Below are 11493 nucleotides of genomic sequence, written 5' to 3' on the forward strand. Positions count from 1 at the left end.
TCTTCCACGCCGGTTGGGAGACCTATGAACACTCGACCTGCCGACTTTTCTGCCGCTCAGGCAGCAACATCACTTACTCAATTCCGTTCTGCCTCGCCGCTGGTGCACTGCCTGACCAACGATGTGGTGCAATCTTTTACTGCTAACGTGCTGCTGGCTCTGAATGCGTCGCCTGCGATGGTGGTCGATCCCGAAGAAGCCGCGCAGTTCAGCGCGGTGGCGGATGCGCTGCTGATTAATGTCGGGACGTTGGAGCGTACACGTGCCGATGCGATGCGGACGGCGGTAAACAGCGCGCATCTGGCGGGGAAACCGTGGGTGCTCGATCCGGTTGCCGTAGGCGGCTTGACCTTTCGGAGCGAATTTTGTCGGGAATTGCTGGCATGGAAACCCGAGGCGATTCGCGGCAATGCATCTGAAATCATGGCGCTGGCGGGGTTAGCCGCACAGGGGCGTGGCGTCGATAGCGCCGACGATTCGCTGGCGGCGCTTCCTGCTGCGCGTGAACTGGCGAGAAAGGTGGGGACGATCGTTGCGGTGACTGGCGTGGTGGATTATGTCACGGACGGCGAACGTGATATTGCGGTAAGCGGCGGCGATAGCATGATGACGCGCGTGGTTGGTACGGGCTGTGCGCTGTCGGCGGTCGTCGCGGGTTTCTGTGCTCTGGAAGGGGAACGATTATCCCACGTGGCGGCGGCGTGCTATGTCATGGCATTAGCGGGGCAGCAGGCAGCTTTGACATCGCAAGGAACGGGGAGTTTTATACCCAATTTCCTTGATAGGCTCTATACCCTGCGCGCGGAGGATCTGGCATGAAGCGTATCAATGCGTTGACGATTGCAGGCACCGATCCGAGCGGCGGTGCGGGTATTCAGGCGGATTTAAAAGCCTTTTCCGCGTTAGGGGCTTATGGGACGTCAGTCATTACTGCGCTGGTGGCGCAAAATACGCGCGGCGTGCAGTCTGTCTACCGGATTGAACCGGATTTTGTCGCGGTGCAGCTGGATTCGGTGCTGAGCGATGTACGTATCGACAGCGCCAAGATTGGCATGCTGGCGCAGACCGATATTGTTGACGCGGTTGCCGAACGCCTGCGCCATTATGCCGTGCCTTTCGTGGTGTTGGATACGGTGATGCTGGCGAAAAGTGGCGATCCGTTATTGGCACCGGAGGCGGTGGAGTCGATCCGTCGTGAACTGCTGCCGCTGGTTTCTCTGATTACGCCCAATCTGCCGGAAGCCGCGGCGCTGCTGAATACGTCACCGGCCACCAACGAGCGGGAAATGCGCGAACAAGGTGAAGCGCTGCTGGCTATGGGCTGTCAGGCGGTGCTGATGAAAGGCGGACACCTGAGCGAAGCGGAAAGCCCGGACTGGCTGTTCAGCCGACAGGCCGAACCGCAGCGCTTTAGTTCCCCGCGCGTGAATACCCGCCATACGCACGGCACCGGCTGCACGCTGTCTGCCGCGTTGGCCGCGCTGCGACCGCGCCACGATAGCTGGAGTGAGACGGTCTACGCCGCGAAGGACTATTTACAGCAGGCATTACAACAGGCCGACACGCTGGAGGTCGGGCACGGCATCGGCCCCGTTCATCACTTCCACCGCTGGTGGTAAAACGCACATGCAGCTTGAAGTATGGCAGGTATAAGTAAATTGACTTGTACTTTACGTGACATATTTGCCAGTAATTTCAAACTAAATTAAGCGTATTTGGGCGTGACAGTGCGGGGGCATCCGGTTACTTTGCAGTGAATTCTTGGCGTTAATGTGAAATAGGATGTGGGGATAATATATGGCAGGTTCTGCTCGCAGTGCGATGGCTGCCAAGGCGCTTCAGACGATACTCAATATCGGCCTGCTGGTGCTGGCGACCATTCTGGTGATTTTTTTGGTCAAGGAAACGTTTCATCTGGCGAAAGTGTTGCTGATCTCCAACGAGAAAGATTCCTCCTATCAACTGATAGAAGGCATTGTGATCTATTTCCTGTATTTTGAATTCATTGCGCTGATCGTGAAGTATTTTCAGTCCGGCTATCACTTCCCGCTGCGCTATTTTATCTACATCGGCATTACGGCCATCATTCGCCTGATTATTGTCGATCACAAAAGCCCATCGGATACGCTGATTTATTCCGCGGCGATTCTGCTGCTTGTGGTAACACTGTATCTGGCAAACAGTAATCGCCTGAAACGGGAATAGTTGAAACAGGAATAATCGAAATTCGCCGCTATTCCAGCAGCGAGCACTGGGGCGGCAGGCGGCAGCGAATCGCGGCGGGAAGCACCTCGATACGGAAGCGTTTGGCGGTGAGCGGCTCGCCGTCCAGGTTAAATGTCATATCATCCGGAGCGGTGATCTCCAGCCAGGGCAAGGTAGCGGAAATCATGTTCTGGTTTTCGCTGCCGGTAAACCAGGCCTGAAGCATATTCGGCAGCAGCTCGGTTGCCGATAGCACGCTCAGTTCCAGTAGCCCATCGTTAATTAGGGCTTCTGGGCAAAGTTCCTGTCCGCCGCCAGCCTGACGACCATTTCCCACCGCGATGACCAGCGTATCACCTGACCAGTGAAAATCCGGCCCGCGAATCTCACAGCACTCGGCTTGCAGCATGTCCATGCGAAAGAGCGCGTGTAGCACGTAAGACGCACTTCCCAGTGCGGCCTTCATCTTGGCGGGTGTCTCGGTGGTAATGCGCGTGGCGAAGCCGCCCGTTGCCATGTTGATGAAATAGTGGCTGTCGTTCACGTTGGCGATATCAATGGCGGTGGCGCGGCCTTTGATCGCCAGCGTTAGCGCGTTGTGCATCTCCATCGGAATCTGACAACTGGTGGCGAAATCGTTGGCCGTACCCAGCGGGACAATCCCCAAACACGGGCGCACCGCTTCCGGCTGCACCGCTAACGCGGCGGCGACTTCATTGACGGTGCCGTCGCCACCGGCGGCAATCACGTTATCCGCGTTGAGCTGGATTGCCTCTTCCACATAGCGTTTAGCATCGCCGTATTCCCAGGTCACGCGGACATGCAGCGTATAGCCGTCCTTTCGCAACGCATCAATGGCCTCGCGGAGTTCTTCATTACCCGCACTCTTTCCATTCAGAATCAGCAGTGTCACCGGATTTTTTTCCATGGCCATTTCTCCTAAGCAGGATCGTGGGATTAATAATAGTCACTAAATCGATAGCTAGACATCAGAAGAGTCGGTGAATGTGTTCGTGGGGAAAATGCGTGGGCGGGAGAAAAAGAAAAGCCAGCTCAAGGGAGATTGAGCTGGCCAAGGAGGTGGTTCCTAGTAGTATCACTACGCTTATTTTTCGTTCTATGTTTTCTCAGCGACGCAATACTAACCACAAGACCGGCGAATTGATGTGATCTGTTTCTAATATTCGTTAAAAAACCCTGAGCTTTGTAACGATACCTTCGGGCGGTTGACGTACCGAGTCGCGGTTGAGAAAGGTCGATAATAGGGGAGCATACTATAAGGAAGGGATCGCCTTGTGGGAGGCATTGCCGGATGTACGGGACATCCGGCGGTATGACCGGTTTATTCCGCGTTAGGGTTACGCGTGGTGGTGCCCGGCAGATTGCGCAGCAGTAGCGCATAATCCAGCGAGACATCGTCCGGTACGGGCAGATAGACGATGTGGCCGTTACCCGGTGCCACATCGGCGGGTTGCCCTTTGATATTTTGCATGGATTCGATGGTGAATTGAATATTGCCGTTTGGCGTCATCATCTCCACGCTGTCGCCGCAGGAAAACTTGTTCTTCACCTCGACTTCCGCCAGCCCATTGCGACGCACGCCGGTGAATTCACCGACAAACTGCTGACGATCGGAAACGGAATAGCCGTAATCGTAGTTCTGGTAATCTTCATGCACGTGGCGACGCAGGAAGCCTTCGGTGTAGCCACGGTGTGCTAAGCCCTCCAGCGTTTCCAGCAGCGTCGGGTCGAACGGTTTACCCGCGACAGCATCGTCGATGGCGCGGCGATAAACCTGCGCAGTACGGGCACAGTAATAGAATGACTTGGTGCGGCCTTCGATTTTCAGCGAGTGCACCTGCATCTGCGTCAGGCGTTCAACGTGCTGGATGGCACGCAGATCGCGGGAGTTCATGATGTAGGTGCCGTGCTCGTCTTCAAAAGCGCTCATGTATTCGCCGGGGCGCATGCTTTCTTCCAGCATAAAGACTTTGTCGGTCGGTTCGCCGATGCCCAACGCAGGCTCAACATTCTTCACCGCGATAGGTTCGTGCTGATGAACGATATTGCCGATATCGTCCTCTTTACCTTCCTGAACCTTATATTCCCAGCGGCAGGCGTTAGTGCAGGTACCCTGATTCGGATCGCGTTTATTGATGTAACCGGACAGCAGGCAGCGGCCAGAGTAGGCCATACACAGCGCGCCGTGAACGAAGATCTCCAGTTCCATATCCGGCACGTTCTGGCGGATTTCTGCAATCTCTTCCAGCGACAGTTCGCGGGACAAAATGACACGCGTCAGCCCCATCTGCTGCCAGAATTTCACCGTCGCCCAGTTGACCGCGTTGGCCTGAACGGAAAGGTGAATATCTATCTGTGGGAAGTTTTCCCGCACCAGCATAATCAGGCCCGGATCGGACATGATCAGCGCATCCGGCCCCATTTCGATCACGGGTTGCAGGTCACGCAGGAAGGTTTTCAGTTTGGCATTGTGCGGTGCGATGTTAACGACCACGTAGAATTTCTTGCCCAGTTCATGCGCTTCGTTAATGGCTTGCGCCAGCGTCTGATGGTTGAATTCGTTATTGCGTACGCGCAGGCTGTAACGGGGTTGACCGGCATAAATCGCGTCCGCGCCATAGGCAAAGGCGTAGCGCATATTTTTCAGCGTACCGGCCGGAGAAAGCAGTTCCGGTTTAAACATGGTATCTCTCGATTCTGATCACAAGTCAGGCTGCTCCGCGGCGGGAGCAGTAAAGGCGGAGGATTCTAGCGCTAATAGGGGAAAATTGCAGTAGACGACACACGAAAAGTGGGGACTTTGTTTGACATAAATCAATCGTTTGACGTAAATCAATCGTTTGATGCAAATCAATTTTTTTGACCTAAATAAAGAATGGCCTGCCATTAATCGAGCAGGCCAGATCTCGTCGTATTAACGCGTCGCGAGACGGGATTTTCCAACCGTTTCACGGTTGTGGCGCTGAGACAAATCGACCAATGGGCCAACCGGTATAATTTGCGTCGGGTTCAGCCAGGCAATGCCGTAATAGCCCGCTTTGATGTGGTCGATATTGACCGTCTCTGCGACGCCTGGCCACTGGTACAGCTCGCGCAGATAATTCGACAGGTTCGGGTAGTCGGCAATACGCTTCAGGTTGCATTTGAACGCGCCGTGGTAGGCCACGTCAAAACGTACCAGTGTCACAAACAGGCGCCAGTCGGCTTCGGTCAGCGTGTCACCGAGCATATAGCGATGGCTGCCCAGATGATCGTCCAGCTCGTCCAACGTGGTGAAGAGCGTGGTGACGGCAGCGTTATAGTGTTCCTGCGTTTTGGCGAACCCGGTCTTATACACGCCGTTGTTGACGTTGCGATACACGGTTTCATTCCAGCGGTCGATCTCGCTGCGCAGCTCTGACGGATAGAAATCGAGGGAGTTGCCGGTCAGGTCGTTAAATTCGCTGTTCAGCATACGGATGATATCCGCCGATTCGTTATTCACGATGCGGCCTTCCACCCGATCCCACAGCACAGGGACCGATACCTTTCCGGTATAGTCGGGCACGCTGGCGGTGTACAACTGGTGCAGGTAGTGAATCTCCCCCACATGCTCACCCGCATCCTGCGGGGTGGCAAATTCCCAGCCGTTATCGGCAATGCGTGGGTTGGCAACCGAAAGCGAAATGATGTTCTCCAGCCCTTTCAGCTTGCGGAAAATCAGCGTGCGTGACGCCCACGGGCAGAGATAGGAGACAAAAAGCTGGTAACGCCCCGCCTCTGGCACCAGCTCGGTTTGCCGAAATTTGGTTTCTTCGCGGTGGAATGCGCCGTTTTTGATCTCTTCCGCCGCGACATCGCCGTTAACCCATTTGCCATTCACTAAGCCTGACATCTCTTTTCCCCTTGTCCGTTCTGTTGCAGGTGACCAATGTCCCGCACGGTGTGCGGGGTGATACCCGTTATTATTGTAGGCTTAAAAGAGTAACAGCCTTGGGAAAAGAGAAAATGACAAAATTTTCATTAAGTCAGACAGTATTTTTGACCAGCATGGGAAGGGGTTGGGGAGCTAGAGCCTAGTACCAGTCACTTAAGCATGGATTTAGGGGAAACACGGTGAGGAGGTTCCCGCAGGGATGCCTCACACCGTGGTCGCCCCGGTATCTCGATCCTTAAACGATCAACATTAGGCTAACGCTTAGCCGCCAGCAGGCCGTACAGCGCGGAATCTGACACCTCGCCGTCCACAATCCAACGCTGCTTTAACCGCCCTTCCTGCGTGAATCCCAGTCGTTCCAGCGAGCGGGCTGAGGCCACGTTTCGGGGATCGATTTCGGCTTCCAATCGACTTAGTCCCGCCGTTTCAAAGGCAAAATCCCGCAGGGCAGAGAGCGCTTCCGCCATATAGCCTTTGCCTTGCGCACTCGCCGCCAGACAGTAGCCGATTTCGGCGCGCTTAGACTCAATCTCAAGGTTGAACAGCACGCAGGTGCCGATCAGTTCGCCGCTCGTTTTCACCTCCAGACCCAGCTTCATGTATTGCCCGGCGCATAGCGCGCTCCAGTATTCGTCAATCGCGTCGTGCGCCTGCTCGATGTGCTGCCAGGGCGGATGGTTCCAGAAGCGCATCACGACGGAATCGGACATAAAGACGAACAGCGCTGGAGCATCATCACGATAAAGCGGGCGCAGCAGCAGGCGAGGTGTCTCGATTTTGGTGGTTTCGGAAAATGCAGTCATTATCGTGAAAGCCTCTTCTGTGTGGAACGGATTCGTGTGGAATAGAAGACGGTTATTCGGACAGATGGCCGGTTTGCAGTGCCGCAATATCGCCAGCCGCGAGGGCTTCCAGATGACGGGTGATTTTTTCTATCGGCCAGTCCCACCAGCACAGCGTTTCCAGTGCATGGATGACGTCCGGCGCAAAACGGGATTTAAGTATTTTGGCCGGATTGCCGCCAACGACCGTATAAGCGGGCACATCGGCGGTGACCACGGCACGTGACGCAATGATGGCACCATTTCCAATGCGGATGCCGGGCATGATCAGGGCGTCATAGCCAATCCAGACATCATTGCCGATGATCGTGTCGCCTTTGTAAGGCAGATCGCCAGGCTTGGGTGTCACTTTTTCCCAGCCGTTGCCAAAAATCTGAAACGGGTAAGTCGACAGTCCGGAGAGCCGATGGTTAGCGCCGTTCATGATAAATTTTGCGCCATGCGCGATGGCGCAAAACCTACCGATGATTAATTTATCGCCGAGAAACGGATAGTGGTAGAGCACATTTTGCTCGAAATTTTCCACGCCGTCGGGATCGTCATAATAGGTGTAGTCGCCAATTTCGATATTCGGGTTGGTGACAATATTTTTGATGAAACACACTTGGGGAAAACCGGCCATGGGGTAGCGGTTATCCGGATCGGGTCCGTTCAACATGGCCTCCATAAGAGCATAAGTGCCAATAACAGCATCGCGCGATTGGCGTTATACCTCATTGCAGGGTGCCGCTTCCCAGCGATAGCCGATGCCGTATACCGTGCGGATAAATGAGGTCTCTTCGTCCAACTGCTCTAGCTTGCGACGCAGGTTTTTGATGTGGCTGTCGATGGTGCGGTCGGTCACGACGCGATAATCGTCGTAGAGCTTATCCAGCAGCGCCTCGCGGGAAAACACCTTACCCGGCTCGGTGGAAAGCGTCTTGAGCAGGCGAAACTCGGCTGGCGTCAGGTCAAGGTTCTGCCCCAGATAGCTGGCCTGAAAGCCGCTTTTATCAATCAGCAGAGCCGTTTCGGTTTTCTCGATGGCTTTCATACCGTCGTTCTGCCAGCCGCAGCGACGCAGCAGCGTTCTGACGCGCACGACGACTTCGCGTGGGCTGAAGGGCTTACAAATATAGTCATCGGCACCAATTTCCAGCCCCAGCAGGCGATCGATCTCCTCGCTACGGGCGGTGACCATAATAATTGGCACGTTGGAGAACTGACGGATGGTGCGGCAGAGCGTCAGGCCATCGCAACCCGGCAGCATTAAATCCAGCAAAATGAGTGCAGGAGAGTGCTGTCGCACCCACTCGACGACATCGTGACCGTCACACAGCCAATGCGTCGCGTAGTCCGCCGCCTGAAGGTAATCCACCAGCAGTTGCCCCAGCTTGGGCTCATCTTCGACAATCAGAATAGGTGATGCCATAGCGAAATCGGGTGCGGTTGTCATAGTTCTGCTTATTTGGAGTGGATCTTAATCAGGTTCGTGCAAGGGGAACTCGATGGTAATCATCACTCCCCCTAACGGCGAATGCTCAGCATACAGCCGTCCGCTATGCGCCTCAACGATATTATTGCAGATAGCCAACCCCAGCCCAGAGCCGCCGCTGGCGCGGTTGCGTGAGCTTTCCGCACGGTAAAAGCGCTCGAAAATCAGCGTGAGCTGCTCGTCGGTCACGCCGGGGGCGCTGTCCTGCCAGATAATAGCCCAGCGTTTATGCTGCTGCATGAGGGTAATGGTCAACTGTCCCTGCTCGTCAGTGTAGCGCAGGCTATTTTCCAGCAGATTGTTAAATAGCTGGCTCAGCCGGTCTGGGTCACCAAAGACGCCAGCCTGAGTCGGTAAATCGGTGGTGAGCGTAATCTGCTTTTTCTGGAAACGCTCATGAAACGCGGCGATAGCAATATGCAGAATTTGCACCACGTCCACAGACGTTTTGCGGTAGGCCAGCGCCCCACGATCGGACAGCGTAAGCTGATGCAGATCGTCCACCAGTTTGGTCAACGTCGCGACTTCAGACTGAAGCGAATGCAGGGAATTCGAGTCGGGTTTACGTACGCCATCCTGCAAGGCTTCCAACTCGCCGCGCAGTACCGCCAGTGGCGTTCTCAACTCGTGAGAGACATCGGCCATAAACGCACGGCGAGACTGTTCGTTTTTTTCCAGCGTGATGGCAAGCTGGTTGAAATCCTGCGCCAGCCTGCCCAGTTCGTCGTGCGAGCTTGCCACTACCCGCGTGCTGAAATCCCCCGATGCCAAACTGTGCATGCCGTTGACCAGTCGTTTGACGGGGGCGAATAGGCCACGCGCGGTCAGCCAGGTGGCGATGATCGCGAGCAGCGTTGAGAGCGCGACAATCAGCCAACTGGTACGCTGCTGCTGTTGATCGAAACTGATATCGGCGTTGCGGGTCAGGCGTTCAACGGGCGAGGCGACAATCCAGCCGACCGTTTGGTTTTGTACCTCAATCGGTTGCCAGGTGCCTTCGTTCGGGATGGGGGCGGGAGATCCAAACAGCTTGCGTTTGCCGGTATCGAGCACCCACAGGCGCACGCGTAGCCCCTGCATACTGTTGTCGGTGTCGTTGTTCTGATCCAGCGAGTGCAGCATTTTGAACACCAGCCGGTCATTGTTGCGCAGGAATGACCAGTCGCCGTGCTGCTGATATTGTTCCGCCAGCGCATCGCGCAGTTGCGTGACCCGCTGTTCGTTGCCGCGCTTAATGTAGTCGATAAAGCCGCGTTCGAAGCTGACGCGCACACCCCAATGCATGGTAATCAGTACCAGCATGCAGGTGGCGAAAATCGCGAGAAACAGCTTGGCGGTGATTCCGAATTTCATAACGACCTCACGATTTGCGCGGCAGCGTTGACTGCTTGACGCTGTCCATTGGCACGCGATTAAAAATCAACACGGGCAGGGCGATGATCACGATCATGCTGAGATAGGTGTAAATAAACACCATATGGGTTTCCCCGCTCCCCGCCGCCATATGCGGTTGGGAAAACATGCCCAGCAGAATGCCTGCGATGCTGACGCCGAGGCTGGTGGATAACTGCATCGTCATCGACAGCAGGCTATTGCCGCCGCTGGCGAGCGTATCCGGCAGATCTTTCAGCGTCAGTGTGTTCATGGTGGAAAAACGAACGGCGTTCACCATCCCAAGGAAGAACAAGACAATTGGGATCATCCAGATCCATTGCATCAGCGCGACCAGTGCGAACAGCGCCGTGACCAGCGCCAGCAGCAGCGTGGAGACAATCAGCACGCGGCGGTAGCCAAGTCGGTTGACGACCTGCACCACGATCCGCTTCATTCCCATGCTGCCTAGTACCATCGGCACCATCATCAGCCCGGCGTGGAACGGAGAAAACCCCATTCCCAACTGTAAAAACAGCGGCGTCATAAACGGCAACATGCCGCTGCCGATGCGCGCCAAGAGCCCACCTGTCAGGCCGATAGAAAAGGTGGATGTGTCGAACAGATGCAGGTTAAACAGCGCCCGTTTGTTGTGGCGCGCGTGCAGCCAGTAGCTTAATAGCGCGATCAGCCCGACGGCGATTAACGCGAAAATGGCAATCGGTGGGATGCCCAGGCTGCGGTTGCCGTCCAGCGCCAGCGTTAAGGTGGCCATGCCAACTGCAAGCCAGAGGAAGCCGCTGATGTCAAAACGCTGCGTCCGCATAGTGTAATTGGGCATCAGGAACCAGGTTGCCAGCGCGCCGATAATACCAACGGGCAGGTTGATGAGGAAGATCCAGTGCCAACTGGCATATTCCACCAGAAAGCCGCCGAGCGCGGGCCCCATTAACGGGCCAATCTGGCCGGGTAGCGTCACGAATGTCATCGCCGCCATATACTGATCGCGCGGGACGATCTTTATCACCGTCAGGCGGCCTACCGGCACCATCATCGCACCGCCGACGCCCTGAATGACGCGTGAGGCCAGCAGCTCATTCAGCGTTTCCGAACGGGCGCACAGCAGTGAGCCGAGCGTAAACAGCAAAATCGCGGTGAAAAAGATGTTCTTCACGCCGATACGATCGGCCAGCCAGCCGCTGGCAGGCAGCATCACCGCAACGGTCAGCACATAGGAAACAATCACCGAATGCATATGCAGCGGGCTTTCATTTAGACTCGCGGCCATTGAAGGCAGCGCGGTATTCACGATGGTGGTATCCAGCGTTTGCATAAAAAAGCCAAAGGCAACAATCCAGAGCTGCCAGCGGACGGAGGCTGGTTGGGTCATCTTCCATGACCCTCTGGATAGTTGGATATATTCGGCATCGTCGGTGGTGTCCTCACATTGTGAATATTTTTATCTCGGCGAGGTTTCGTGCGCTCAAGTATCACCGTTTTTCTAGTAGCGTTCCGAACGCGCCCGACCAAGGGCGGCTCAATTGCCGTCGCCCTTGGAACCCTGGCTTTTGGCGGGAAATTATGCCGCTATGCGGTGCCTTCGGGAAAAGCATCCTCTTTGCGGACCGCCGCTGACGCGTTCCCTACGCGGCATCGGCTTGCGC

11 protein-coding genes are annotated in these 11493 nt (G+C 55.6%); 3 read left to right on the forward strand and 8 right to left on the reverse strand.

From position 1 onward, the window contains the following. Positions 1-24 precede the first annotated feature (24 nt). From thiM to psiE, 3 genes are all read left to right on the forward strand, one after another. Positions 25-819: a hydroxyethylthiazole kinase gene (thiM, locus tag O1Q74_RS05875; protein ID WP_271876991.1), complete on the forward strand. Its 795-nt coding sequence runs from the start codon at positions 25-27 to the stop codon at positions 817-819. Next, positions 816-1619 carry a bifunctional hydroxymethylpyrimidine kinase/phosphomethylpyrimidine kinase gene (thiD, locus tag O1Q74_RS05880; protein ID WP_271876993.1) on the forward strand — a complete coding sequence of 268 codons (804 nt, stop codon included), beginning with the start codon at positions 816-818 and terminating at the stop codon, positions 1617-1619. Before thiM ends, thiD begins: the two co-directional genes overlap by 4 nt. A 178-nt stretch (positions 1620-1797) precedes the next feature. Next, entirely contained in the window at positions 1798-2205 is a 408-nt protein-coding gene (psiE, locus tag O1Q74_RS05885) for a phosphate-starvation-inducible protein PsiE (protein ID WP_010305490.1), read from the forward strand. Between the two features lie 28 nt (positions 2206-2233). Here psiE and yegS read toward each other — a convergent pair whose 3' ends face one another. The 8 genes from yegS to O1Q74_RS05925 form a co-directional block, all read right to left on the reverse strand. Beyond that, entirely contained in the window at positions 2234-3133 is a 900-nt protein-coding gene (gene yegS, locus O1Q74_RS05890; protein WP_271876999.1) for a lipid kinase YegS, read from the reverse strand. Positions 3134-3547: 414 nt separating this feature from the next. Further along, positions 3548-4909, reverse strand: a complete 1362-nt coding sequence (gene trhP, locus O1Q74_RS05895) for a prephenate-dependent tRNA uridine(34) hydroxylase TrhP (protein ID WP_271877001.1) — start codon at positions 4907-4909, stop codon at positions 3548-3550. 231 nt (positions 4910-5140) lie between these two features. Next, positions 5141-6100, reverse strand: a complete 960-nt coding sequence (locus tag O1Q74_RS05900; RefSeq protein WP_271877003.1) for a glutathione S-transferase family protein — start codon at positions 6098-6100, stop codon at positions 5141-5143. 296 nt (positions 6101-6396) lie between these two features. Beyond that, positions 6397-6945: a GNAT family N-acetyltransferase gene (locus O1Q74_RS05905; RefSeq protein ID WP_271877006.1), complete on the reverse strand. Its 549-nt coding sequence runs from the start codon at positions 6943-6945 to the stop codon at positions 6397-6399. 52 nt (positions 6946-6997) lie between these two features. Continuing rightward, entirely contained in the window at positions 6998-7642 is a 645-nt protein-coding gene (locus O1Q74_RS05910) for a Vat family streptogramin A O-acetyltransferase (protein WP_442953127.1), read from the reverse strand. 48 nt (positions 7643-7690) lie between these two features. Then, on the reverse strand, positions 7691-8419 hold the full coding sequence (gene baeR / locus O1Q74_RS05915; RefSeq protein WP_271877012.1) for a two-component system response regulator BaeR: 729 nt from the start codon (positions 8417-8419) through the stop codon (positions 7691-7693). A gap of 24 nt (positions 8420-8443) precedes the next feature. Continuing rightward, on the reverse strand, positions 8444-9811 hold the full coding sequence (baeS, locus tag O1Q74_RS05920) for a two-component system sensor histidine kinase BaeS (protein WP_271877015.1): 1368 nt from the start codon (positions 9809-9811) through the stop codon (positions 8444-8446). Positions 9812-9818: 7 nt separating this feature from the next. Continuing rightward, the gene (locus O1Q74_RS05925; protein WP_271877018.1) at positions 9819-11219 is read right to left on the reverse strand and encodes an MFS transporter; all 1401 of its coding nucleotides are present in this window, start codon (positions 11217-11219) and stop codon (positions 9819-9821) included. Between the last annotated feature and the right edge of the window lie 274 nt (positions 11220-11493).

The organism is Pectobacterium sp. A5351, from assembly GCF_028335745.1.
Lineage (GTDB): Bacteria > Pseudomonadota > Gammaproteobacteria > Enterobacterales > Enterobacteriaceae > Pectobacterium.

Excerpts from the sequence above, each read along its gene's own strand:
- thiM (WP_271876991.1), top strand. The coding sequence starts at position 25 with ATGAACACTCGACCTGCCGACTTTTCTGCCGCTCAGGCAGCAACATCA.
- thiD (WP_271876993.1), top strand. The coding sequence starts at position 816 with ATGAAGCGTATCAATGCGTTGACGATTGCAGGCACCGATCCGAGCGGC.
- psiE (WP_010305490.1), top strand. The coding sequence starts at position 1,798 with ATGGCAGGTTCTGCTCGCAGTGCGATGGCTGCCAAGGCGCTTCAGACG.
- yegS (WP_271876999.1), bottom strand. The coding sequence starts at position 3,133 with ATGGAAAAAAATCCGGTGACACTGCTGATTCTGAATGGAAAGAGTGCG.
- trhP (WP_271877001.1), bottom strand. The coding sequence starts at position 4,909 with ATGTTTAAACCGGAACTGCTTTCTCCGGCCGGTACGCTGAAAAATATG.
- O1Q74_RS05900 (WP_271877003.1), bottom strand. The coding sequence starts at position 6,100 with ATGTCAGGCTTAGTGAATGGCAAATGGGTTAACGGCGATGTCGCGGCG.
- O1Q74_RS05905 (WP_271877006.1), bottom strand. The coding sequence starts at position 6,945 with ATGACTGCATTTTCCGAAACCACCAAAATCGAGACACCTCGCCTGCTG.
- O1Q74_RS05910 (WP_442953127.1), bottom strand. The coding sequence starts at position 7,642 with ATGTTGAACGGACCCGATCCGGATAACCGCTACCCCATGGCCGGTTTT.
- baeR (WP_271877012.1), bottom strand. The coding sequence starts at position 8,419 with ATGACAACCGCACCCGATTTCGCTATGGCATCACCTATTCTGATTGTC.
- baeS (WP_271877015.1), bottom strand. The coding sequence starts at position 9,811 with ATGAAATTCGGAATCACCGCCAAGCTGTTTCTCGCGATTTTCGCCACC.
- O1Q74_RS05925 (WP_271877018.1), bottom strand. The coding sequence starts at position 11,219 with ATGACCCAACCAGCCTCCGTCCGCTGGCAGCTCTGGATTGTTGCCTTT.